The following is a 24,628-nucleotide window of genomic DNA, read 5'->3' as shown; positions in this document are numbered from 1 at the left end:
GTGAAAACGACAAAGCGGCGATTGTAGCAGTAAGAGCAAGCTGCAAGCTGCAAGCCTCAAGCTGCAAGTTCATGGCCCATGCCCCGGATTGCATCCGGGCTACGTCGCTACGCTGCTTTTGCCCTTAACTTGGAGCTTGGAGCTTGAGGCTTGAAGCTGCTTCTCTGACTGGCGCGAAGGAGTACCGATGGATCGGCGTCGGCCCCAGGCGCTTGAGCGCTTCGAGGTGCACGGGCGTGGGATAGCCCTTGTGCCCGGCGATGCCATAGCCGGGATAGAGCCGATCCATTTCGAGCATCTCCCGGTCGCGGCTGACCTTGGCCAGGATCGAGGCGGCGGCGATGGCCGGCACCCGGCTGTCGCCCTTGACCACAGGCGCGCTGGGCACCGACAGCCTGGGGCAACGGTTGCCGTCGATCAGCGCCAGCCTGGGTGTAACACTCAAACCTTCGACCGCGCGCTGCATCGCCAGCATGGTGGCATGCAGGATATTCAGGCGGTCGATCTCCTCCACCTCGGCACGGGCGATGCACCAGGCCAGGGCTTTTTCCCGAATCTCGTCGAACAGCGCCTCACGCCGCGCCTCGCTGAGTTTCTTCGAGTCGTTCAGGCCGATGATCGGCCGTGCCGGATCGAGTACCACCGCCGCCGTCACCACCGCCCCACAGAGCGGGCCACGACCGACTTCGTCGACCCCGGCGACCAGTTCTTCGACCAGGGTGAAATCGAGCCCCAGTTGCATCAGTCACGCCCCGCCAGCTTGAGCACCGCATCGGCCGCCGACACCGAGGCATCGCAGCGCAGCGCACGGTGGATCACATCGAAACCTTCGGTCTGCACCTGGCCGCCATCGATCAAAGGTGCCACGGCCTGAGCCAGCGCCTCCGCCGTCGCCGCATCCTGAATCAGCTCGGGTACCAGCAGGCGCTCGGCCAAGAGGTTGGGCAGGGAGATGTATGGGCTCTTCACCAGGCGCTTGAGAATCCGGTAGGTCAGCGGCGCCACGCGGTAAGCCACCACCATCGGCCGCTTGTACAGCAGCGCTTCCAGGGTCGCGGTACCCGAGGCGATCAGCACTGCATCGCAGGCGGCCAGTGCTTCGTGCGAGCGACCGTCGAGCAGAGTCAGCGGCAGATCACGATTGACCAGCATCTGCTCCAGTTGCTGGCGGCGCTCCGGGGTGGCGCAAGGCAGCAGAAAGCGAATACCGGGGCGCAGCGCGCGCAGGCGGATCGCCGCGTCGAGGAATAGCTCGCCAAGCCGTGCCACTTCACCGCCACGGCTGCCTGGCATCAGGGCCACCACGGGCTCGTCCGGCGGCAGGTCCAGTGCTTCTCGCGCAGCGGCACGGTCAGCCTGCTGCGGGATGGCATCGGCCAGCGGATGGCCGACGAAACGCACCGGCACCTGATGAGCGTCGTAGAACTGCGCCTCGAAGGGAAACAGGGTCAGCATCAGGTCACAGGCTTCGCGGATCTTCAGCACCCGCTTCTGCCGCCAGGCCCAGACCGAGGGGCTGACGTAGTGCACGGTCTTGATCCCGGCACGGCGCAGCTTGAGCTCCAGGCCCAGGTTGAAGTCGGGGGCATCGATGCCGATGAACACGTCCGGCTGCGCGGCGATCAGATCACGGGCGAGCTGGCGACGACGGCCGAGCAGCTCGAACAGCCGGCCGAGCACCTCGACCAGCCCCATGACGGCCAGGCGCTCCATGGGGAAATAGGATTTCAGCCCCTCGGCTTCCATGCGCGCGCCGCCGACACCGATGAACTCGGCATCCGGGTGGCGTTGCTTGATGGCCTGCATCAGGCCGGAGCCGAGGATGTCTCCGGACGCCTCACCGGCGACCAGGGCGACGCGAAGAGGTCTGCTCATGGACGTTTGGAACCTGTGGTAAATCTCGCGGGCCAGAGGCAAAGAGGCGGAGTCTACAGGCACTCATGCCCGTTTGGCTCGAACTTGCGCGCGCATCCAGCGGATCGGGCCGCGTCTCAGCGCGTGATGCCGCGCGTGGACGCCTGGATGGAGTCGCGGAAGATCGCCACTTCCGGGAACTGGGCGGCGGACTCGGCCAGCTCGTTCAGCGCTTGCTCCACCGTCAGCCCCTGGCGATAGACCAGCTTGTAGGCCTTGCGCAGGGCGGCGATGGCCTCGGCGGAGAAGCCCCGACGACGCATGCCCTCGAAGTTCATGCTGCGTGCCTCGGCCGGGTTGCCGAACACGGTGACGAAGGCCGGAACGTCCTTGCCGATGGCGGTGCCCATGCCGGAGAAGCTGTGCGCGCCGATGCGGCAGAACTGGTGCACCAGGGTATAGCCGGACAGGATCGCCCAGTCATCGACCCAGACGTGCCCGGCCAGCGCGGTGTTGTTGACCAGGATGCAGTGGTTGCCGATCACGCTGTCGTGGCCGATATGGGCATAGGCCATGATCAGGTTGTGGTCACCCAGGGTGGTTTCGCTGCGATCCTGCACGGTGCCGCGGTGAATGGTGACACCCTCACGGATCACGTTGTGATCGCCGATCACCAGCCGCGTCGGCTCACCCTTGTACTTGAGGTCGGGCGTATCCTCACCCACCGAGGAAAACTGGTAGATGCGGTTGTGCTTGCCAATCACCGTCGGGCCCTTGAGCACCACGTGCGGGCCGATCACCGTACCCTCGCCGATTTCCACATCGGGCCCGACAATGCTCCACGGGCCGACGACGACGTCGTCGGCCAGTCTGGCACTGGGGTCAATGATGGCGCGAGGGTCGATCGAACTCATAGCTTGCGATCCGCGCAGATGATTTCAGCGGAGCAGACTTCCTTGCCGTCGACAGTGGCGCGGCACTCGAACTTCCAGATGCTGCGACGATCGCTCAGGTACTTGGCCTCCAGCACGAGCTGGTCGCCCGGCAGTACCGGAGAGCGGAAACGCAGCTTGTCGGAGCCGACGAAGTAGTAGAGGGTACCGTCAGCCGGCTTGATGCCCATCATCTTGAAACCAAGGATACCGGCGGCCTGGGCCATGGCTTCGATGATCAGCACACCCGGCATGATCGGGTGCTCGGGGAAGTGCCCGTTGAAGAAAGGTTCGTTGATGCTGACATTCTTATAGGCGCGAATCTGCTTGCCTTCGACGTCCAGGTCCACCACACGATCCACCAGCAGGAAAGGATAGCGGTGCGGCAAATATTCACGAATTTCGTTGATGTCCATCATGTCCGGTTAAGCCTGTAAGAAAAGAAAAGAGCACGGTCACACCGTGCTCAGGCATCAGATGAGGCGTTCGCCGTCTGGGTCACGGCGGCGAGCTGTTTTTCCAGCTCGCGCAGACGCTTGGCCATCTCGTCCAACTGACGAATGCGCGCCGCACTCTTCTTCCACTCGCCTGCTGGCTGCATGGCGGTACCGGAAGAATAGGCCCCCGGTTCGGTGATCGAACGGGTCACCATGGTCATGCCGGTGACGAACACGTTGTCGCACACCTCGATATGCCCGACCATGCCGACGCCACCGGCGATCATGCAGTTCCTGCCGATCTTGGTGCTGCCGGAAATGCCGCAGCAGCCGGCCATGGCGGTGTTGTCGCCGATCTGCACGTTGTGCGCGATCATGATCTGGTTATCCAGCTTCACGCCGTTACCGATCAGGGTGTCGGACAACGCGCCACGATCCACCGTGGTGTTGGCGCCGATCTCCACGTCGTCGCCGATGGTCACGCCACCGATCTGCGCGATCTTCTGCCAGACGCCCTTCTCGTTGGCGAAGCCGAAGCCTTCGCCGCCGATCACCGCACCGGACTGGATCACCACGCGCTTGCCGATGCGCACGTCGTGATACAGCGTCACGCGCGGCGCCAGCCAGCCGCCTTCGCCGATCATGCTACGCGCACCGATCACGCAATGCGCGCCGATGCTCACGCCAGCGGCGATCTGCGCCCCGCTCTCGATCACCGCATAGGCGCCGATGCTGGCGCTCGGGTCTACCTGGGCATCGGCCGCGACCTGCGCGGTCGGGTGAATACCGGCAACGGCCTGAGGCTTGCGATCGAACAGGTGCGAGAGCTGGGCGTAGGCCAGGTAAGGGTTGGCCACGATAAGGGCATCGCCGGCATGGCCTTCGGCATCGCTCGCGGTGAGCAGCACGGCGCCGGCCTGGGTCTGCGCCAGGAACTTGCGGTACTGCGTATTGGCCAGGAAGCTCAACTGTTCGGGCCTGGCCTCCTGTAAGGTGGCCAGGCCCGTGATGACCCTGCCTTCGGCGCCACGCAGGGTGGCGCCCAGGCGCTCGGCCAACTGGCCGAGGGTGTAAGTCGCGGTCATGCTCAACGCATCTTGTTCATGCGCTCGATGACCTGGCGGGTGATGTCGTACTGAGGTTTGACATCGATCACCGCACCACGCTCGAGCACCAGGTCGAAGTTGCCGTTCTTGATCACTTCCTCGACGGCCTTGTCCAGGTTCGGCTTGAGCTTGGCCAGCATCTCACGATCAGCGATGGCCTTGGACTCGTTCAGCTCCTTGGACTGGAACTGGAAGTCACGGGCCTTCTGCTTGAATTCCAGCTCCAGGCGCTCACGCTCGGCCTGTTGCATCTTCTCGCCTTCTTTGACCATGCGATCCTGGATGCGCTTGGCATCACTTTCCAGGGTCTTGAGCTTGTTGAGCTGCGGACCGAATTTCTTCTCGGCGTCCACCGCATAACGCTTGGCCGCATCCGACTCGAGCAGGGCCATTTGATAGTTCAGCACGGCCACTTTCATCTCGGCGAACGCCGGGGTGGCGATCAGGGCGACGGTGAACATAACCAGTTGAGTCAACTTACGCACAATGCACTCCTGCAACAAAACTGTTGGCTTTCGGTATTAGAAGGTTTGGCCCAGGGAGAACTGGAAGACCTGAGTTTCGGCATCATTCGGTTTCTTGATCGGCATGGCCAGGCTGAAACTCAGCGGCCCCAACGCGGTAATCCAGGTCAGGCCGACCCCCACGGAGCTGGCCATGCTGCTGAAGTCGATGTTGCAGCTATCACTGATCTTCTTCTGGCTCGACGAGCAATTGGTGTCGAACACGTTACCCACGTCCCAGAACAGCGAGGTACGCAGCGAGCGCTGATCCTTGACGAACGGCAGCGGGAAGAGCATTTCCACCCCACCCTGCACCAGCACGTTACCACCGAACGGCAGCGGATCCTGATCCGGGTCACGCAGGGTGCCGGGCTTGTTGCCGGAGCTCGGCGTGCTGCGCGGACCAAGCGTGCTGTCCTTGAAGCCACGCACGGAGTTGAAACCGCCGGCGTAGTAGTTCTCGTAGAACGGCAACTCGGAGGTGGAGCCGTAGCTGTCACCGTAACCCAGCTCGGTGTGGAAGCGCAGGGTGTAGTTGTCGCTGAGCGGGGTGAACACCTGGCCACGGTAGTCGAGCTTGTAGAACGACAGGTCGCTGCCCGGCAGAGTGGTTTCCAGCACCAGGCTTTGCGAATGGCCGCGGTTGGCCAGCACGCCACGGTTGAGGGTGGACTCGGACCAGCCGATGGAGCCCTTGAAGTTCAGGTAGTTATCGCCTTCCTGCTCGATGAAGTCGAAGATTTCATCGACGGTGTAACGCCCAGTATCGATGGTGTCCTGTTGCGCGGTGAGGCCGTAGGTCAGGCGCGACGTTTCGCTGATCGGGTAACCGATGCTGATACCGGCACCGAGGCTGTCCACCGAGTAGCTGGACACGTCGACATCGAGTTCGTCGTAGTCGGTGGTGCGGTAGAAGGCGTTGTAACCCAGGCTGACGCCATCGACCGTCCAGTAGGGGTCAACGAAGCCGAAGCTGTAACGGGTCTGGTATTCGCTACGGGTCAGGCCGAGGCTGACCTTGTTGCCGGTACCCAGGAAGTTGTTCTGGCTGATGGAGCCACCGAGGATCAAACCGGCGTTCTGGGCGAAACCGACGCTGGCGGTGATGGAACCGGACGGCTGCTCCTCGACGCTGTAGTTGACGTCGATCTGATCGTCGGTACCCGGCACCTGCGGGGTTTCCACGTTGACTTCCTTGAAGAAGCCCAGACGCTCCAGACGCACCTTGGACTGGTCGATCAGGTAGGTGGAAGCCCAGCCACCTTCCATCTGGCGCATCTCGCGGCGCAGCACTTCGTCCTCGGACTTGGTGTTGCCACGGAAGTTGATGCGGTTGACGTAGGCACGCTTGCCCGGATCGACGACGAAGGTGATGGAAACGGTGTTGTCCTCGTCGTGCGCCTGCGGCACGCCGTTGACGTTGGCGAAGGTATAACCCTCGTTACCCAGGCGACGGGTGATCAGCTCGCTGGTGGTGGTCATCACCTTGCGCGAGAAGACCTGCCCTTCCTTGACCAGCAGCAGTGCGCGGATCTCTTCTTCCGGCACCTTGAGGTCACCGGAGAGTTTCACGTCACGCACGCTGTACTTCTCACCCTCATCGATGTTGACGGTAATGTAGACGTGCTTCTTGTCCGGGGTGATGGAGACCTGGGTGGAGCTGATGTCCATGTTGATGTAGCCGCGATCCAGGTAATAGGAGCGCAAACGCTCGAGGTCACCGGAGAGCTTTTCGCGGGCGTACTTGTCGTCGTTCTTGAAGAAGGACAGCCAGTTGGTGGTCTTGAGCTCGAACAGATCGCTCAGATCCTCATCGGAGAACACCGTGTTGCCCACCACGTTGATGTGGGAAATGGCGGCGACGGTGCCTTCGTTGATGGTGATCTTCAGCGCCACACGGTTGCGCGGCTGCGGAATCACCTCGGTCTCGATCTCGGCCGAGTAGCGACCCTGGGCCACGTACTGGCGCTGCAGTTCGTTGCGCACGCCTTCGAGGGTGGCGCGCTGGAAGATCTCGCCCTCGGCCAGACCGGACTGGTTCAGGCCCTTGAGCAGGTCTTCGGTGGTGATGGCCTTGTTGCCTTCGATCTCGATGCTGGAAATGGAAGGACGCTCGACCACGGTGACGACCAGCACGTTGCCATCACGGCCGAGCTGGATGTCTTGGAAGAAACCGGTCTTGAACAGCGAGCGGGTAGCGTCGACGAGTTGACTGTCATCGACCTGCTCACCCACGTTGAGCGGCAGAGCACCGAATACGCTTCCGGCGGAGACCCGCTGCAGTCCGTTGACACGTATATCGGAGATGGTGAAGGACTCGGCGTGAACTTCGGCGATCATCAATGCGGACAACACCGCAGGTAGCAGCAGACGTTTCATGAAGTCCTTTCTTATTCCAACTGACGATAAAAAATCTGCCGCACTAGGCGACAGATTTGTAATTCAGCATGGGTTACAGACGACCAAGATCGTTGATCAGAGCCAGCAGCATGACTCCGACGACCAGGCTGATGCCGATCTGCATCCCCCAACCTTGAACCCGCTCAGACAAGGGGCGACCACGCACCCACTCGACCAGATAAAAAAGCAGATGCCCACCATCCAGTACGGGAATGGGCAGCAGATTGAGAACCCCCAGGCTAATGCTCAGGTAGGCGAGGAAATTCAGAAAATCCCCAAGCCCCGACTGAGCTGAAGCGCCCGCCACTTTAGCAATGGTTATCGGCCCGCTCAAGTTTTTTACCGAGAGCTCACCGAACAGCATCTTCTTCAGCGAATCGAGGGTCAGCACGCTCATCGCCCAGGTACGCCGTGCGCCTTCGGCGACGGCTTCGAGCGGCCCGTAGCGCACTTCGCGAAGCATCTCGGGCGGCCACTCGCCACCTTTCACCCCGGCGCCAAGGTAGCCGCTACGGGCCTCCCCATCACCACGGCTAGCCAGGGTCAGCATCACCTCCTGGGCTTGACCGTCACGCTCGAAGCGCAACGTCACCCGCTGATCCGGCATGGCCCGCACCTTGTCCACCACCTGCTGCCAATCCTCCAGCGGCTGGCCGTCAAGCGCCAGCAGGCGATCTCCCGTGCGCAGGCCGGCGGCCTGCGCCGGGCCTTGTGCATCAAGTTCGGCGAGCACCGGCGGCAGTGCCGGGCGCCACGGACGTATGCCCAGCGAGCCGATGGGATCGGGCTCATCCGCCCCCCGCAGCCAATTGTTCAATTGCACCTGCTTGACCGACTCGACCGTCGAGCCAGGCTCGCGCACGCCGATATTCAGGGTGCCACTCTCGCCCAGACGGCGCACCAGTTGCAGATTGATCGGTGCCCAGCCGGTCACGGCCTCACCATTGACCGAAACGATTTCCTGTCCGGCATGCAGGCCAGCCGCTGCGGCCAGGCTGCCCTGCTCCACCGCACCGATGACCGGGCGCACCTGCTGGCTGCCGAGCATGGCCACGGCCCAGAAAAACACCAGGGCGAGGAGGAAGTTGGCGATGGGACCGGCCGCGACGATGGCGATGCGCTGACCCACCGTCTTGCGATTGAAGGCCTGATCGAGCAAGGCGGCTGGCACCTCGCCTTCGCGCTCGTCGAGCATCTTCACGTAGCCACCCAGCGGGATGGCGGCGATGACGAATTCGGTTCCCTGACGGTCGTGCCAGCGCACCAGCGGGCTGCCGAAACCGACGGAGAAACGCAGCACCTTGACGCCACAGCGCCGCGCCACCCAGAAATGGCCGAATTCGTGAAAGGTCACCAGCACACCTAGCGCGATCAGGGTGCCTACCAACATGTACAGCGCACTCATTTCTTCTCTCCATCCCGCCTCAACGGCGGGCAAGCCACTGCAGGGCCAGCTCACGCGCCTGGCGATCAGCCGCCAGCACGACATCGAGCGCTTCGACCACCTGCGCTGCCTGAGCGTTCAGGACGCTCTCGATCATACGCGCTATCTCGGTGAAGCGAATGCGCCGCTGCAGAAAGGCCTCGACCGCCACCTCGTTGGCCGCATTGAGCATCGCCGGCGCGGTGCCCCCTACCTGCGCGGCCTCGCGGGCCAGGCGCAGGCAGGGAAAGCGTGTCTCGTCCGGGCGCTGGAAATCCAGGCGACCGACGGCGAACAGGTCCAGCGGCGCGACGCCGGAGTCGATGCGCTGCGGCCAGGCCAGGGCATGGGCGATGGGCGTGCGCATATCGGGGTTGCCCAACTGCGCCAGCACCGAGCCATCGATGTAGTCGACCAGCGAATGGATCACGCTCTGGCGGTGGATCACCACCTCAATCTGCTCGGGCCTAGCATCGAACAACCAGCAAGCCTCGATCAGCTCCAGGCCCTTGTTCATCATGCTCGCCGAATCGACGGAAATCTTGCGCCCCATGGACCAGTTGGGGTGTGCACAGGCCTGCTCGGGGGTAACCTGCTCCAGCTCAGCCAATGGCGTTTCGCGGAACGGCCCACCGGAAGCGGTAAGCAGCACGCGGCGCACGCCCACCGGCGCCAAGCCACGTGCATAGTCGTGCGGCAGGCACTGGAAGATGGCATTGTGCTCGCTGTCGATGGGCAGCAAGGTGGCGCCGCTATCACGTACCGCCTGCATGAACAGGCCACCGGACATCACCAGCGCTTCCTTGTTGGCCAGCAGCACCTTCTTGCCAGCCTGAACGGCCGCCAAGGTCGGTTTGAGACCAGCCGCACCGACGATGGCCGCCATGACCACATCCACCTCGGCATGATCGGCGACGGTGCACAGCCCCTGCTCGCCCACAAGCACCTCGGTGCTCAGGCCGGCATCGCGCAGCGCGAAGCGCAACGGCTGCGCCGCCTGCTCATCCGGCACCACGACGAAAGCCGGGCGGTGCTGCAGGCACAGCGCCTGCAGTTCGCTCAGACGAGTGAAGCCAGTCAGAGCGAAGACCTGATAACGTTCGGGATGACGCGCGATGACGTCCAGGGTGCTCAGACCGATGGAGCCGGTCGCCCCCAGCACGGTGATGCGCTGCACGCCACTCACAGCGAACCCCAGCCGGCCAGCCAGAGCAGTGCCGCGAACAGCGGAATGGCCGCCGTCAGGCTATCGATACGATCCAGCACGCCGCCATGCCCCGGCAGCAGGTTGCTGCTGTCCTTGATCCCGGACTGGCGCTTGAACATGCTCTCGGTGAGATCACCAACCACCGACACCATCACCACCAGCGCCGCACCCAGCAGCGCCAGCACCAGCGAGCCAACGCTCCAGCCCTGCTGCAGGCCGACCAGCAAGGTGATCAGCAGGCTGGCAGCGAGACCACCGTAGAAACCTTCCCAGCTCTTGCCAGGGCTGACCCGCGGCGCCAGCTTGCGCTTGCCGAAGGCCTTGCCGGAGAAATACGCGCCGATATCGGCCCCCCAGACCAGCAGCATGACGGCGATGATCAGACCGTTGGCCTGCGGCCATTGTTTGAGCAACACCAACCCCTGCCAGGCCGGCAGGAGGATCAGCAGACCGATCAACAGACGGCCAGGCAAGCCACCCCAGTAACGACTGCGATCGGGATAGCCGAGCACCAGCCAGGTCGCGGCCACCCACCAGAGCACCGCCAGCGCCAGGATCAATGGCGCCAGGCCAGGCAATAGATAGAGCACTGCCAGCAGCAAGGCGACAACCGCTGCATAGGCGACGCGCAGCCCCTGCGACTCGAAGCCCGCCAGGCGTGCCCACTCCCAGGCCCCCAGACTGACCACCGCACCGATGAACAGGGCGAACGCCAGGCCATCGAGGAGGAAAAAGCCGCCCAGGGCGATGGGTAGCAGCACCAGTGCCGTGATGATTCGTTGCTTCAACATCAGGAGCGCGCCTCGGCTGCCACCTGCTCGCTGGTCTTGCCGAAGCGACGCTGGCGGGTAGCGAAATCGGCCAGCGCCTTGCGCATGGCCTCATGCTTGAAATCCGGCCAGTACAGGTCGGAGAAGTACAGCTCGCTGTAAGCCAACTGCCAGAGCAGGAAGTTGCTGATGCGATGCTCGCCACCGGTACGAATGCACAGATCCGGCAACGGCATGTCGCCGGTGGCCAGACAGCCCTGCAGCACCTCCGCACTGATTTCCTCGGGCAGCAGATGCCCGGCCTGCACCTCACGCGCCAGGCGCTGAGTGGCCTGAACGATGTCCCACTGGCCGCCATAGTTGGCGGCGATCTGCAGGGTGAAGCGGCGCTTGCCGGCGGTCAGCGCCTCGGCCTCGCGCATGGCGGCCTGCAGCTCGGGATGAAAGCGTGAGCGATCACCGATGATGCGCAAGGCGATGTCGTTGTCCAGCAGCTTCTTCGCCTCACGCCGCAGCGCACCGAGGAACAGCTCCATCAGCGCCCCGACTTCATCGGCGGGACGCTGCCAGTTCTCGCTGGAAAAGGCGAACAGCGTCAGCACCTCGACGCCCGACTCGGCACATACCTCGATCACCGCGCGCACCGCGTCGACCCCGGCCTTGTGCCCGGCCACACCTGGCAACAGGCGCTTTCTGGCCCAGCGGTTGTTGCCATCCATGATGATGGCGACGTGCCTCGGCACTGCCCCCTGCTTGTTCTTATCCATGTCGGAAGCCTGTGCGATCAAACGGCCATCAGGTCTTTTTCCTTGACCTCCAGAGCCTTGTCGACATCGGCAATGAACTTGTCGGTGATCTTCTGCAGCTCGTCAGCGGCACGACGCTCTTCGTCCTCGCTGATTTCCTTGGCCTTGGCCAGCTTCTTCAGCTCGGCCAGAGCGTCACGGCGCACGTTGCGCACGGCGACCTTGGCGTCTTCGGCCACACCACGCGCCTGCTTGGTGTAGCCCTTGCGGGTCTCCTCGGTCAGGGCAGGCATCGGCACGCGGATGGTGGTACCGGCGCTGGATGGGTTCAGGCCCAGGTCGGAAGTCAGGATGGCCTTTTCGATGGCGGCGCTGAGGTTCTTGTCGTGAGCGACGATCTTCAGGGTACGAGCATCTTCGACGGTGATCGCAGCCACCTGGTTGAGCGGCATCTCGCTACCCCAGGCCGGCACCTTGACGCTGTCGAGAATGCTCGGGTGAGCACGACCCGTGCGGATGGACGCCAGGTTACGATCCAGCGATTCCAGGGATTTGCCCATACGCTCCTGAGCGTCTTTCTTGATGTCGTTGATCATTGTGCTTCCTCCTCGATCAGGGTTCCTTCGGCGCCGCCTACCACCACGTTAAGCAGGGCGCCCGGCTTGTTCATGTTGAAGACCCGCAGCGGCATCTTGTGATCGCGGCACAGGCAGATGGCGGTCAGATCCATCACCCCCAGCTTGCGATCTAGCACCTCGTCATAGGTCAGGCGCTCGAACTTCTCGGCATGCGGATCCTTGAACGGGTCGGCAGTGTACACGCCATCGACCTTGGTCGCCTTCAGTACCACGTCGGCATCGATCTCGATGGCGCGCAGGCAGGCGGCCGAATCGGTGGTGAAGAAGGGGTTGCCGGTGCCGGCGGCGAAGATCACCACCTCGCCGGTCTTGAGGTGGCGCATGGCCTTGCGGCGGTCATAGTGATCGGTCACGCCGACCATGGAGATCGCCGACATGACGATGGCCGGGATGTTCGAGCGCTCCAGGGCGTCACGCATGGCCAGGGCGTTCATCACCGTGGCCAGCATGCCCATATGGTCTCCGGTGACGCGATCCATACCGGCAGCGGACAGCGCCGCGCCACGGAACAGGTTGCCGCCACCGATCACCAGGCCGACCTGCACGCCGATGCCGACCAGTTGGCCGACTTCCAGCGCCATGCGATCGAGCACCTTGGGATCGATGCCGAAATCTTCCGAGCCCATCAGGGCCTCGCCGCTGAGTTTGAGCAGAATGCGTTTGTAGCGAGGTTGGCGACCAGTCGTCTGCTGAGCCATTGCAAGTCTCTCCTGCGGCGATGTGTGTTCTGGGCGCAGCGTGCCTTAGGCACGGCTGCTATCTGGCACTTTGACAGTGCCGGCGGCCGTTCGTTGGAGCGGCCGCCATAATCATTCTTACCCCTTATTCGGCAAAGAGGCCGCCCGCGCAAACGGGCAGCCTCTTTGGGGGTACATACCGGAAAAACCGCTTACTGCTTGCTGGCAGCAACCTGAGCGGCCACTTCGGCAGCGAAGTCGGTCTCGGCCTTCTCGATGCCCTCGCCCACTTCGTAACGCACGAAGGAAACGACTTCGGCACCGGCTTTCTTCACCAGATCACCGACCTTGACTTCCGGGTCCATGATGAAGGCTTGCTCGACCAGGCTGGCTTCGGCCAGGAACTTGGCGATACGGCCCTTGACCATGTTCTCGACGATGTTTTCCGGCTTGCCGGCGATCTTCTCGGCATTGAGCTGCAGGAAGATTTCCTTCTCCTTGGCAACCAGCTCCTCGGACACCTGATCCGGGGAAACCACAGCCGGGTTGGAGGCAGCAACGTGCATGGCAACGTGCTTGGCCAGTTCGTCGTTACCGCCCTTCAGAACGACCAGAACACCGATACGGTGGCCGTGCAGGTAGGCACCCACGGTGTCACCGGTCACAGCGGTCAGACGACGGATGTTGACGTTCTCGCCGCACTTGGCGACCAGAGCTTCACGAGCCGGCTCGCGGGAAGCGATCAGCGGAGCAGCTTCGGTCAGGTTCTTCTCGAAGGCTTCGTCCAGGCTTTCCTTGACGAAGGCCTTGAAGTCGTCCTGCAGAGCCAGGAAGTCGGTCTGCGAGTTGACTTCGATGATCAGGCCACGGCCACCTTCGACGCGCACGGCGATGGAGCCTTCGGCAGCGATGTTGCCAGCCTTCTTGGCGGCCTTGATGGCGCCGGAAGCACGCATGTCATCAATGGCTTTTTCGATGTCGCCACCAGCAGCAACCAGGGCCTTCTTGCATTCCATCATGCCTTGGCCGGTACGCTCGCGCAGTTCTTTGACCAGGGCTGCAGTAATCTCTGCCATCTTGAAAATCCTCTCGGTAGGTCTTCAACCATTCACCCGTCAGGCGGGTGAGCAAATCTGTGAGTGGCAAAAAGGGGGCCTAGCCCCCTTCTTGCTCAGCACGCACGCTATATGAGCGACGTTACTGCTTAGCCTTCGGCAGCTTCGGCAGCCGGGGCTTCTTCGATGAACTCTTCGGTGGCACCGCCAGCGTTGCTGCGACCACGGATCACGGCGTCAGCCATGGCACCCATGTACAGCTGGATGGCGCGGATGGCGTCGTCGTTACCCGGGATGATGTAGTCAACGCCTTCCGGGCTGCTGTTGGTATCGACGATGCCGATGACCGGGATGCCCAGCTTGTTGGCTTCGGTGATGGCAATGCGCTCGTGGTCGACGTCGATCACGAACAGCGCGTCCGGCAGGCCGCCCATGTCCTTGATACCACCCAGGCTGCGATCCAGTTTTTCCAGATCACGGGTACGCATCAGAGCTTCTTTCTTGGTCAGCTTGGCGAAGGTGCCGTCCTGGGACTGGGTTTCCAGCTCGCGCAGGCGCTTGATCGAAGCACGGATGGTCTTGTAGTTGGTCAGCATGCCGCCCAACCAGCGGTGATCGACGAACGGCGAGCCGCAACGAGCCGCTTCTTCGCGAACGATCTTGCCAGCGGAACGCTTGGTGCCAACGAACAGGATCTTGTTCTTGCCAGCAGCCAGTTTTTCAACGAACGACAGGGCGTCGTTGAACATCGGCAGAGTTTTTTCGAGGTTGATGATGTGAATCTTGTTACGCGCACCGAAAATGTACTTGCCCATTTTCGGGTTCCAGTAACGGGTCTGGTGGCCGAAGTGCACACCGGCCTTCAGCATATCGCGCATGTTGACTTGGGACATGATAGTTCCTTGATAAGTCGGGTTAGGCCTCCACGTATCCCAGCTTCCAACCCCGAACTTGTCGAAGGGCACCCAGGAAACCGTGTCGATACGTGTGTGGGTTTGAGCTTTCGGGCATGCTGCCCGTAAAGCGGCGCGTTTTATACCATAAAGAGCAGCCATAAGCTACAAGCCTCAAGCAGCAAGCCTGCCTGTAGCCTGTAGCCCGTAGCTGTTAATATGAGCGCCTTTTTCCGTGAGTACCCGAGAGCTGGCTATGACCGTCACCATCAAATCCGCCGAAGAAATCGAGAAAATGCGCGTCGCCGGCCGCCTGGCCGCCGAGGTGCTGGAGATGATCGGCGAACACGTCAAGCCGGGCGTGACCACCGAAGAGCTCGACCGCATCTGCCATGACTATATCGTCAACGTACAGCAGGCCATCCCCGCACCGCTCAACTACAGGGGCTTTCCCAAGTCGATCTGCACCTCGATCAACCATGTGGTGTGCCACGGCATCCCCAATGACAAGCCGCTCAAGGACGGCGACGTGCTGAACATCGACATCACCGTGATCAAGGACGGCTACCACGGCGACACCAGCAAGATGTTCATGGTCGGCAAGGTGGCCGAATGGGCCGAGCGCCTGGCCAAGGTCACCCAGGAGTGCATGTATAAAGGCATCGAGCTGGTCAAACCGGGCGCGCGCCTGGGCGATATTGGCGAAGTGATCCAGAAGCACGCCGAGAAGAACGGTTTCTCCGTGGTGCGTGAGTACTGCGGCCATGGTATCGGCGCGGTGTTCCACGAGGAGCCGCAGGTGCTGCACTACGGCAAGGCCGGCACTGGCATGGAGCTCAAGGAAGGCATGACCTTCACCATCGAGCCGATGATCAACCAGGGCCGCCCGGAAACCCGCCTGCTCGGCGACGGCTGGACCGCCATCACCAAGGATCGCAAGCTGTCGGCGCAGTGGGAGCACACCGTGCTGGTCACCGCCGATGGCTATGAGATCCTCACCCTGCGCAGCGACGACAGCATCGCGCGCACCTCGTCCGGGCAGTGATCGCAACACCATGAAATCAAGTGGTGCGCACAGCGTACCCTGGCTTATATAGGAAGGCGCCGGCATGCCGCAGATGGATACCGAACTGTTCGACCGTGGCCAGTTCCAGGCCGAACTGGCACTCAAATCCAGCCCCATCGCCGCCTTCAAGAAAGCCATCCGCCAGGCGCATGAAGTACTCGACTCGCGCTATCGGGCCGGCCGCGAGATCCGCCGCCTGGTGGAGGATCGCGCCTGGTTCGTCGACCAGATCCTGCAGGAAGCCTGGAAGCGCTTTAGCTGGTGCGAGGATGCCGACATCGCCCTGCTCGCCGTCGGCGGCTATGGTCGCGGCGAGCTGCACCCCTACTCCGACATCGACCTGCTGATTCTGCTCGACAGCAGTGACCATGAGATTTTCCGTGAGCCCATCGAAGGCTTCCTCACCCTGCTCTGGGACATCGGCCTGGAAGTCGGCCAGAGCGTGCGCAGTGTCGACGAATGCGCCGAAGAGGCCCGCGCCGACCTGACGGTAATCACCAACCTGATGGAAAGCCGCACCATCGCCGGCCCCGAACACCTGCGCCAACGCATGCAGCAGGTCACCAGCCCCGAGCAGATGTGGCCGAGCAAGCACTTCTATCTGGCCAAGCGCGAGGAGCGCAAGGCACGCCACGGCAAGTACAACGACACCGAATACAACCTCGAACCCAACGTCAAGGGTTCGCCCGGCGGCCTGCGCGACATCCAGACCATTCTCTGGGTCGCCCGCCGCCAGTTCGGCACGCTCAACCTGCAGGCCCTGGTCAGCCATGGCTTCCTGCTGGAGAGCGAATACGCCCTGCTCGCCTCCAGCCAGGAGTTCCTGTGGAAGGTGCGCTACGCCCTGCACATGCTCGCCGGACGCGCAGAGGATCGCCTGCTGTTCGATTATCAAGTGAAGATCGCCGCCCTGTTCGGCTACAAGGATGGCGACGGCAAGCGCAGCATCGAACACTTCATGCAGAAGTACTACCGCGTAGTCATGGGCATTTCCGAATTGTCGGATCTGCTCAACCAGCACTTCGAGGAAGTCATCCTGCGCGCTGCCGAAAGCAGCCAGTGCACACCGCTGAACAGCCGCTTCCAGGTGCGTGACGGCTACATCGAGGCCATCCACCCCAACATCTTCAAGCGCACCCCCTTCGCCATCCTCGAGATCTTTGTGCTGATGGCCCAACATCCGGAAATCAAGGGCGTGCGCGCCGGCACCATTCGCCTGCTGCGCGACAGCCGCCACCTGATCGACGACGATTTCCGCAAGGATATCCGCAACACCAGCCTGTTCATCGAGCTGTTCAAGTGCAAGGAGGGCATTCACCGCAACCTGCGGCGGATGAACCGCTACGGCATTCTCGGTCGCTACCTGCCGGAGTTCGGCGATATCGTCGGGCAGATGCAGCACGACCTGTTCCACATCTATACGGTCGACGCGCACACCCTCAACCTGATCAAGCACCTGCGCAAGTTCCGCTGGCCGGAGCTGGCGGAGAAATTCCCGCTGGCCAGCAAGATCATCGAGCGCCTGCCAAAGCCCGAGCTGATCTACCTGGCCGGGCTCTACCATGACATCGGCAAGGGCCGTGGCGGCGACCACTCCGAACTGGGCGCGCTGGATGCCGAGGCCTTCGCCCGTCGCCACCACCTGCCGGCCTGGGACAGCGCGCTGATCGTCTGGCTGGTGCAGCACCACCTGGTGATGTCCACCACCGCACAGCGCAAGGATCTCTCCGACCCACAGGTGATCCACGACTTCGCCCAGTTCGTCGGCGACCAGACCCACCTGGAATACCTCTACGTGCTGACTGTGGCCGACATCAACGCCACCAACCCCAGCCTGTGGAACTCCTGGCGCGCCAGCCTGCTGCGCCAGCTCTACACCGAAACCAAGCGCGCCCTGCGTCGAGGCCTGGAAAACCCGGTGGATCGTGAAGAACAGATTCGCCAGACGCAGAACGCCGCTCTGGACACCCTGGTGCGCAGCGGCACCGACCCGGACGATGCCGAGCAGCTCTGGAGCCAGCTCGGCGACGACTACTTCCTGCGCCATACCGCCAGCGACGTGGCCTGGCACACCGATGCCATCCTCCAGCATCCCGACGATGGCGGGCCACTGGTGCTGATCAAGGAAACCACCCAGCGCGAGTTCGAGGGTGGCACGCAGATCTTCATCTATGCCCCCGACCAGCACGACTTCTTCGCCGTGACGGTGGCGGCGATGAGCCAGCTCAACCTGAGCATTCACGATGCGCGAATCATCACCTCCACCAGCCAGTTCACCCTCGATACCTACATCGTGCTGGATGCCGACGGCAGTTCGATCGGCAACAACCCGGCGCGTATCGAACAGATTCGCGAGGGCCTGATCACCGCCCTACGCAACCCCGACGACTACCCCACCATCATCCAGCGCCGGGTGCCGCGCCAGCTCAAACACTTCGCCTTCGCCCCGCAGGTGACCATCCACAACGATGCACAGCGCCCGGTGACCATACTCGAACTCACCGCACCGGATCGCCCCGGCCTGCTGGCGCGTATCGGGCGCATCTTCGTCGAATACGACCTGTCGCTGCAGAACGCCAAGATCGCCACGCTCGGCGAGCGAGTCGAGGACGTGTTCTTCATCACCGACGACAAGGGTCAGCCACTGTCGGATCCAGAGTTCTGCGCGCGCCTGCAGGAGGCGATCATCGCCAAGCTTTCGGAGCCCAGCACGCCCAGCCCGGCGCAGAGCATCACCTTCTGAGGGGATGCTGTCGCGTCGCGGACTTCTCCATGAAACGGCTGACCCATGGCCGCCAGCATCGCGAATGAACTCGCCTGCAAAAGGGTTCTTCGCGGAATCTCGGGAAAGGCGGTCTTGATACTGGACTGGCAAATTTGTGTGTTGTTTGGTGTTCTGGACGCCGCTGCGGTGTATTAAGAGATTCCGGGTTTCGCCCCCTCGGGCGACTCACTTTTCTTTGAACTGCGCAAAGAAAAGTAAGCAAAAGAAACGCCCCCCGCCATCCGGAACTAGGCGTCCCCGTCATGCTTCGCTCGACTCCCCTCACTCCGGCACCGCTCCGGGGTCAGCTTGCAAGGGCCATCCATGGCCCTTCAAGCCTCTCGTGGCATCCATGCCACTCGCCCCCTGCGCAATGCCTGCGTTCGGCCTCCTGAAGGGGGCATTTGCGCGCCTGAACGGACATCGGTTCCGGGCATGCCCGGCGTGCTCTGGTAACAGTGGAACCATGACGTGGCCGCCGGGTTAAACCAAAACTTTCATTCGCGTAGTTTCATTCGCTTGAATAGCTTGCCGGCTTCCAGCCGGCATCCCGGTCAGCCCTAAGGCTGACCCATGTTCAAGCACTCCACGCTAATTCTGGGTTACCTAGGGTTCAGGCGCGTGCAGAGCCCGCCCAGGAGGGCGAACGGAGTCGTCGTGGAAGAGGTTGAGCGGCATGGATGCCGCGAGAGCCGCGATGGGCCATGGATGGCCCACCGCGGCGGGCCTCTGGAGCGGCGATGGAGTGAGCGAACCCTGGCGAAGCCAGGGCCGGATGACCGGGCGGAGGGTTTTGGTTACTTTTGCCCTACAAAAGTGACTCGCCCGGGAGGGCGAAACCAAAAACATCAACAAAAACGCGGCAATTCGGAACAGGCATCAGAAAAACCAACACACAAACTTGCCAGTCCGGTATCAACCAAACGTCCCCCCCCTCTCCCCCAGCCTCTCTCCTGAGAGGGGAGCCAAACGCTTACAGCCTTAACTGACTGGCATTAGGCACCAAGGCCACAGGCATCGCGAACAAATTCGCCCCAAAAGGACAGGCAGCCTCAGATCCTGAAGCTGTCCACCAGATGTTTGAGCCGCCCGACCTGCTGATCCAACTCGGTACAGGCACTGAGGCTGGCCTGCAGGTTGCGTACGCCATCCTGGTTCAGGGTGTTGATCTCGGTGATGTCCATGTTCAGGCTCTCGATCACCGAGGTCTGCTCCTCGGTAGCGGTGGCCACGGACTGGTTCATGCCATCGATCTCGCCGATGCGCTGGGTCACGCCACGCAGGTTCTCCCCGGCCTGGCCGCCGATGCGCACGCTGTCCTCGCTGAAACGCCGGCTCTCGGTCATGGTCGCCACGGCATCGCGGGCACCGGCCTGGAGCTGTTCGATCATCTGCTGGATCTCCTGCGCCGAGCTCTGTGTGCGCTGGGCCAGGTTACGCACCTCGTCGGCCACCACGGCGAAACCGCGCCCGGCCTCGCCGGCGCGAGCGGCCTCGATGGCGGCATTGAGCGCGAGCAGGTTGGTCTGCTCGGAAATACCCTTGATCACGTCGAGAATCTGGCCGATGTCGTTGCTCTTCTCGCTGAGCAGCTCGATATGGTTGCCGGACGCCTGGATCTTCTCCGACAGGTCGCCCATCGCCGCCAGGGTGCGCTCGACCATGCCCTGCCCTTCCTCGGCATTGCGCCGTGCTTCGCTGGCCTGCTGCGAGGCATCGGCGGCGTTGCGGGCGATTTCCTGAGCGGCCGCGCCCAGCTCGTTGATCGCCGCCGCCACGCTGTCGGTGCGCGCCGCCTGTTCGCTGGAATTGCCCATGGAGGCGTTGGAGGCCTGTACCACGGTCGTGACCCGCTCGTGCACCTCACGAGTGGTCGAGGCCACTTCGCGGATCGACTCGTGAATACGCTCGACGAAACGGTTGAAGGCCCCGGCCAGTTCGCCGAACTCGTCGCCGGAGGCGATCTTCAGGCGCTGGGTCAGATCCCCCTCGCCTTCGGCGATGCCGCTCATGGCATGGCTCATCACATGCAGCGGGCGCAGCAGAATGCGGATCAGCATGCCGAGCAACAGGAGGATCGCCACCACGCCGATGACGGTCGCCATCAACGCGGACAGGCGCGACTCACGCAGGGCCGCGAACGCCTTGCTCTCGTCCACCGACAGGCCGACGTACCAGCGCACCCCGGCCAAGCCCTGCACCGGCTGGAAGGTGACGATACGGGCGCTGCCATCGACGCCTGTGGTGTTCTGCAGGCTGGATTCCAGACGCGGCGTTGCCTCGGGGTAAAGCTCCGGCAGCTTCTTCAGCACCAGGCTCTTGTCCGGATGCACCAGCACCGTGCCCTGCTCGTCCACCAGGAAGGCGTAGCCCATGCCGCCCAGGTCGAAGGAGTTGAGGATGTCGTCGATGGTCTGCAGCTTGAGATCGCCGCCCACCACGCCCCGCAAGCTGCCGCCCGCGCTGACCGGGCGAGTAATGGTGATCAGCAGCCCGTCACGCGGGTCGGCCGCCAGGTAGGGCGCGGTCAGGCCCGGGCCACTGCTGCCCACGGCACTCTTGTACCAGGGGCGCTGACGCGGGTCGTAGCCGGCCGGCAGCTCGCTCGGCGGAAACTGGGTGTAAGTGCCATCGGCCTGGCCGTAATAGGCATAGAGAAAGGCCGAGGCGATGCTGCGGTGTTGCAGATTGCGCGCCAGCATCTCGGGCGAACTGTCGTCCTGCACCGACTCGGCGAGGTTGTCCAGCAACTGCATGCGCCCATCCAGCCAGTGCTGAATGTTGCCAGTGGAAACCAGGCCGACATCGTGCAGGTAGTTGGCCAGGTTGTGGCGAATCGAGGTGCGCTGCAGGTAGTCGTTGTACAGGGCGAAGGACGCGAAGGCCGCGATGACCACCAGGGAAGCAGCCAGCATGATCTTGTGGCTGAACTTGAGGGTGCGCATAAGGAGAGTCTCGTGGGAAAATTTTACGCTCAGGCTATCGGCACTATGTGAATACTCTTGAATCGCTCGAGCGTCAGCATTGTTGACCTAAACCAGCGTAAAACGGACAGCCAGCGGAATTTTCCTCGGCGCGCGCGCCATGCTAGTGTCGGCAGCTTTGTCGCCGCCTTCCACAGGACACGTCGGATCACCATGAACCACGCCCTCGCCCAGTTGCAGCCCTACCCGTTCGAGAAACTCCGCGCCCTGCTCGCCGATGCGCAGCCCGCCGCCGACCGCGCGCCCATCGCCCTGTCCATTGGCGAGCCCAAGCATCGCTCGCCGGACTTCGTCGCCCAGGCGCTGACCGCCAACCTCGACAAACTGGCGGTGTACCCGACCACCCTGGGTCTGCCGGAACTGCGCCAGAGCATCGCCGCCTGGTGCGAGCGCCGCTTCGGCGTGCCCGCAGGCTGGCTGGATGCGGCGCGCCACGTGCTGCCGGTCAACGGCACCCGCGAAGCGCTGTTCGCCTTCACCCAGGCGGTGGTCGACCGCGATGCCCGGGGCCTGGTGGTCAGCCCCAACCCCTTCTACCAGATCTATGAAGGCGCGGCCTTTCTCGCTGGCGCTGAACCGCACTACCTGCCGTGCCTGAAAGACCATGGCTTCAACCCGGACTTCGATGCCGTGCCGACGGAGGTCTGGCAGCGCTGCCAGATCCTGTTCCTGTGCTCGCCAGGCAACCCCACCGGCGCGCTGATCCCGCTGGAAACCCTGAAGAAGCTGATCGCCCTGGCCGACGAGCACGATTTCGTCATCGCCGCCGACGAGTGCTACAGCGAGCTGTATTTCGACGAGGACGCACCACCGCCCGGCCTGCTCAGCGCCTGCGCCGAGCTGGGCCGCCGCGATTTCGCACGCTGCGTGGTGTTCCACAGCCTGTCCAAACGCTCCAATCTGCCGGGCTTGCGCTCGGGCTTCGTCGCCGGCGACGCCGAGATTCTCAAGCACTTTCTGCTCTATCGCACCTACCACGGCTGCGCCATGCCGGTGCAGATCCAGCTCGCCAGCGTCGCCGCCTGGAACGACGAAGCGCACGTGCGCGCCAACCGCGACCTGTACCGCGAGAAGTTCGATGCCGTACTGAAAATCCTGGCCCCGGTGATGGACGTGCAACGCCCGGATGGCGGCTTCTACCTCTGGGCCCGCACGCCGGGCGACGATACACAGTTCACCCGCGAGCTGTTCGTGGCCGAACACGTCACCGTGGTGCCGGGCTCCTACCTGTCGCGTGAGGTGGATGGCGTCAACCCGGGGGCTGGGCGCGTGCGCATGGCCCTGGTCGCGCCGCTGGCCGAGTGCATCGAAGCGGCCGAGCGCATCGCGCGATTCATTCGTAGCGCCTGAGTCGGGTCGATAGCGTGCCATCTTGCGGGCGATCCCTCTCGCCCGCATAGCGAATTCATTCACGATTGTCCTGGGGCGCCAGCCCCTTCGCGAATGAATTCGCTCCTACAGAAGCCCCGGATTGCATCCGGGCTACAGGCGATGCCTCTGGCGACTCAGCTCTTGTTCAGGCGCGCCTCGGCGATATCCAGATCGCGCAGGATCTCGGCCAGCAAGTCGTCGTCCAGCTCGTTGTCGTGGCGCATGCGGTACAACTCCAGACGCTGGGTGCGCAGCGCCTGCAGACGCAGGCGATATTCCAGGCGGTCGGTCTCGCGCTGCTGCTCGCGTGCTTCATCGCCGCCACGGGCACGCTCCAGCAGGTCGCGATACTCGCTCATCAGGCGCGCCTTCACTTCGACCGCAGCGATAGCCCCTTCGGCGTCGGCGGCACGCTCGTCCTCGGACTCCAGATAACGAATCGCCGCCTCCAGCACCGCGGCGCGGTGACGATTGAGCTCACGCTCGTGCAGCGCCACGTTGTCCTGCGGCAGACGTGGCAGGATGCGCGGCAAAGCGACACTGGCCACCAGCAGCGACAGCAGGATCACCCCGGCGGCAATCAGGATCAGCAGGTCGCGCTCGGGAAAGGCCTGGCCATTGTTGAGCAGCAAGGGCAGCGACATCACGCCCGCCAGGGTCACTGCGCCACGCACGCCGCCCAGGGTCAGCACCGCGCTCAAGGCGATGCGCGACTGCCCGGCGAAGCGCGTCGGCTCGCCGCGCAGCCGACGCAAGGAGCCCGACACGCGCCAGTAGCCGTAGACCCAGACGAAGCGCAGCAGCATCAGCACGGCGTAGATCGCCGCCACCAGGCCCATGGCCTGCAGAGCGAACATCCAGGGCTCGGCATGATCGCCCAGAGCCGCCGTGAGGATGTCCGGCAACTGCAGGCCCAGCAGCAGGAAGATCAGGCCGTTGAAAGTGAACTCCAGCAGCGCCCACACGCTGCGGTTGAGCAGGCGCGTGGAGGTCTGCCGCGGGAGCAGGTCGAGGCGGCTCTGCATCATCCCTGCCGCCACTGCCGAGAGGATGCCGGACAGCCCGAAGTGCTCGGCGGCCACGTAGGCGGCGAATGGCAGCAGCAAAAGCAGCAACACGTGCGGCGCCGGGTCTTCCCAGCCCTGGGCGATCATCCAGGCGCGCAGGCGCCCCAGCAGGTAACTCAGGGCCACGCCGACGGCCAGCCCGCCGACCGCCACCAGCACGAACTGCAGACTCGCATCGCTGATCGAGAACACTCCCGTGAGGGTCGCCGCCACGGCGAACTTGAATGCCACCAGGCCTGAGGCATCGTTCATCAGCGCCTCGCCCTGCAACAGGTTGTTCAGGGTGCTAGGCAGGCGGCCGTGGGTGATCGCCGAGACCGCCACCGCATCGGTCGGCGACAGCACCGCCGCCAGGGCGAAACAGGCGGCCAGGGGCACCTGCGGCAACAACCAGTGAATGAAATGCCCCGCACCGAGAATGCTGAAGAACACCAGGGCGAAGGCCAGCAACAGAATCGGCGTGCGCAACTGGCGGAACTGCCCCTTGGGCATGCGCCAGCCATCGACGAACAGCAGCGGCGGAATGAACAGCAGCAGAAACAGTTCCGGATCGAGGCGTACATGCAACCCCAGCGCCGGCACGGCCAACAGGGCGCCGATGAGAATTTGCAGCAGAGGCAGAGGCAAGGGGATGAACTGCGCGCTGATACGCGTACCACTGACCACCAGCAGCATGATCAGAATGGTGTAGAGCAGTTGCATGAGGGAGAAAACCGGCGGGAGTGAGTGCGTGAC

20 protein-coding genes are annotated in these 24,628 nt (G+C 63.2%); 3 read left to right on the top strand and 17 right to left on the bottom strand.

The features are described 5' to 3' along the window. Window positions 1–124: 124 nt before the first annotated feature. The 15 genes from rnhB to rpsB all read right to left on the bottom strand — a co-directional run bounded on the left by rnhB (window position 125) and on the right by rpsB (window position 14,641). Window positions 125–742, bottom strand: a complete 618-nt coding sequence (gene rnhB / locus PVE35_RS07730; RefSeq protein WP_277374281.1) for a ribonuclease HII — start codon at window positions 740–742, stop codon at window positions 125–127. Beyond that, window positions 742–1,875, bottom strand: a complete 1,134-nt coding sequence (lpxB, locus tag PVE35_RS07725) for a lipid-A-disaccharide synthase (RefSeq protein WP_277374280.1) — start codon at window positions 1,873–1,875, stop codon at window positions 742–744. Before lpxB ends, rnhB begins: the two co-directional genes overlap by 1 nt. Before the next feature lie 116 nt (window positions 1,876–1,991). Continuing rightward, complete coding sequence (gene lpxA / locus PVE35_RS07720) at window positions 1,992–2,768, bottom strand: acyl-ACP--UDP-N-acetylglucosamine O-acyltransferase (protein WP_277374279.1); 777 nt, start codon at window positions 2,766–2,768, stop codon at window positions 1,992–1,994. Continuing rightward, window positions 2,765–3,205, bottom strand: a complete 441-nt coding sequence (fabZ, locus tag PVE35_RS07715) for a 3-hydroxyacyl-ACP dehydratase FabZ (RefSeq protein WP_268182473.1) — start codon at window positions 3,203–3,205, stop codon at window positions 2,765–2,767. Before fabZ ends, lpxA begins: the two co-directional genes overlap by 4 nt. 47 nt (window positions 3,206–3,252) lie before the next feature. Next, a complete protein-coding gene (gene lpxD, locus PVE35_RS07710) occupies window positions 3,253–4,314 on the bottom strand; it encodes a UDP-3-O-(3-hydroxymyristoyl)glucosamine N-acyltransferase (RefSeq protein ID WP_277374278.1) in 1,062 nt (353 codons plus the stop codon). Further along, window positions 4,311–4,814 carry an OmpH family outer membrane protein gene (locus PVE35_RS07705; protein ID WP_268182468.1) on the bottom strand — a complete coding sequence of 168 codons (504 nt, stop codon included), beginning with the start codon at window positions 4,812–4,814 and terminating at the stop codon, window positions 4,311–4,313. Before PVE35_RS07705 ends, lpxD begins: the two co-directional genes overlap by 4 nt. 36 nt (window positions 4,815–4,850) lie before the next feature. Then, window positions 4,851–7,211 (bottom strand): outer membrane protein assembly factor BamA, encoded by a 2,361-nt coding sequence (bamA, locus tag PVE35_RS07700; RefSeq protein ID WP_268182465.1) that lies wholly within the window; start codon window positions 7,209–7,211, stop codon window positions 4,851–4,853. Between the two features lie 73 nt (window positions 7,212–7,284). Next, complete coding sequence (gene rseP / locus PVE35_RS07695; protein WP_268182464.1) at window positions 7,285–8,637, bottom strand: sigma E protease regulator RseP; 1,353 nt, start codon at window positions 8,635–8,637, stop codon at window positions 7,285–7,287. 19 nt (window positions 8,638–8,656) lie between these two features. Continuing rightward, window positions 8,657–9,841, bottom strand: a complete 1,185-nt coding sequence (ispC, locus tag PVE35_RS07690; protein ID WP_277374277.1) for a 1-deoxy-D-xylulose-5-phosphate reductoisomerase — start codon at window positions 9,839–9,841, stop codon at window positions 8,657–8,659. Then, window positions 9,838–10,653: a phosphatidate cytidylyltransferase gene (locus tag PVE35_RS07685; RefSeq protein ID WP_277374276.1), complete on the bottom strand. Its 816-nt coding sequence runs from the start codon at window positions 10,651–10,653 to the stop codon at window positions 9,838–9,840. Before PVE35_RS07685 ends, ispC begins: the two co-directional genes overlap by 4 nt. Next, window positions 10,653–11,399, bottom strand: a complete 747-nt coding sequence (gene uppS, locus PVE35_RS07680) for a polyprenyl diphosphate synthase (RefSeq protein WP_268182460.1) — start codon at window positions 11,397–11,399, stop codon at window positions 10,653–10,655. The genes PVE35_RS07685 and uppS overlap by 1 nt, the downstream gene beginning before the upstream one ends. Window positions 11,400–11,416: 17 nt before the next feature. After that, a complete protein-coding gene (frr, locus tag PVE35_RS07675; protein ID WP_268182459.1) occupies window positions 11,417–11,974 on the bottom strand; it encodes a ribosome recycling factor in 558 nt (185 codons plus the stop codon). Then, the gene (gene pyrH, locus PVE35_RS07670; RefSeq protein WP_268182457.1) at window positions 11,971–12,714 is read right to left on the bottom strand and encodes a UMP kinase; all 744 of its coding nucleotides are present in this window, start codon (window positions 12,712–12,714) and stop codon (window positions 11,971–11,973) included. Before pyrH ends, frr begins: the two co-directional genes overlap by 4 nt. 191 nt (window positions 12,715–12,905) lie before the next feature. Further along, on the bottom strand, window positions 12,906–13,769 hold the full coding sequence (gene tsf / locus PVE35_RS07665) for a translation elongation factor Ts (RefSeq protein ID WP_268182455.1): 864 nt from the start codon (window positions 13,767–13,769) through the stop codon (window positions 12,906–12,908). 128 nt (window positions 13,770–13,897) lie between these two features. Beyond that, complete coding sequence (gene rpsB / locus PVE35_RS07660) at window positions 13,898–14,641, bottom strand: 30S ribosomal protein S2 (protein WP_268182453.1); 744 nt, start codon at window positions 14,639–14,641, stop codon at window positions 13,898–13,900. Between the two features lie 256 nt (window positions 14,642–14,897). Here rpsB and map point away from each other — a divergent pair, with 256 nt between their 5' ends. Both map and PVE35_RS07650 read left to right on the top strand, forming a co-directional pair. Further along, window positions 14,898–15,686, top strand: coding sequence for a type I methionyl aminopeptidase (map, locus tag PVE35_RS07655; protein WP_268182451.1), 789 nt, complete (start codon window positions 14,898–14,900; stop codon window positions 15,684–15,686). Window positions 15,687–15,750: 64 nt separating this feature from the next. Beyond that, a complete protein-coding gene (locus PVE35_RS07650) occupies window positions 15,751–18,450 on the top strand; it encodes a [protein-PII] uridylyltransferase (RefSeq protein WP_268182448.1) in 2,700 nt (899 codons plus the stop codon). Window positions 18,451–19,523: 1,073 nt separating this feature from the next. Here PVE35_RS07650 and PVE35_RS07645 read toward each other — a convergent pair. Further along, window positions 19,524–21,416 carry a methyl-accepting chemotaxis protein gene (locus PVE35_RS07645; protein ID WP_277374275.1) on the bottom strand — a complete coding sequence of 631 codons (1,893 nt, stop codon included), beginning with the start codon at window positions 21,414–21,416 and terminating at the stop codon, window positions 19,524–19,526. A gap of 192 nt (window positions 21,417–21,608) precedes the next feature. On the opposite strand from PVE35_RS07645, the gene dapC reads away from it, so the two are divergent. Further along, complete coding sequence (dapC, locus tag PVE35_RS07640; RefSeq protein ID WP_277374274.1) at window positions 21,609–22,805, top strand: succinyldiaminopimelate transaminase; 1,197 nt, start codon at window positions 21,609–21,611, stop codon at window positions 22,803–22,805. Window positions 22,806–22,960: 155 nt separating this feature from the next. Here the strand turns inward: dapC and PVE35_RS07635 are convergent, their stop codons facing one another. Beyond that, window positions 22,961–24,595: a Na+/H+ antiporter gene (locus PVE35_RS07635; RefSeq protein ID WP_277374273.1), complete on the bottom strand. Its 1,635-nt coding sequence runs from the start codon at window positions 24,593–24,595 to the stop codon at window positions 22,961–22,963. Window positions 24,596–24,628: the final 33 nt, after the last annotated feature.

The organism is Pseudomonas sp. AA-38, assembly GCF_029457475.1.
Classification (GTDB): domain Bacteria; phylum Pseudomonadota; class Gammaproteobacteria; order Pseudomonadales; family Pseudomonadaceae; genus Aquipseudomonas.
Note: the sequence above shows the minus strand (reverse complement) of the source record. Positions and strands in the feature narration are given on the sequence as shown.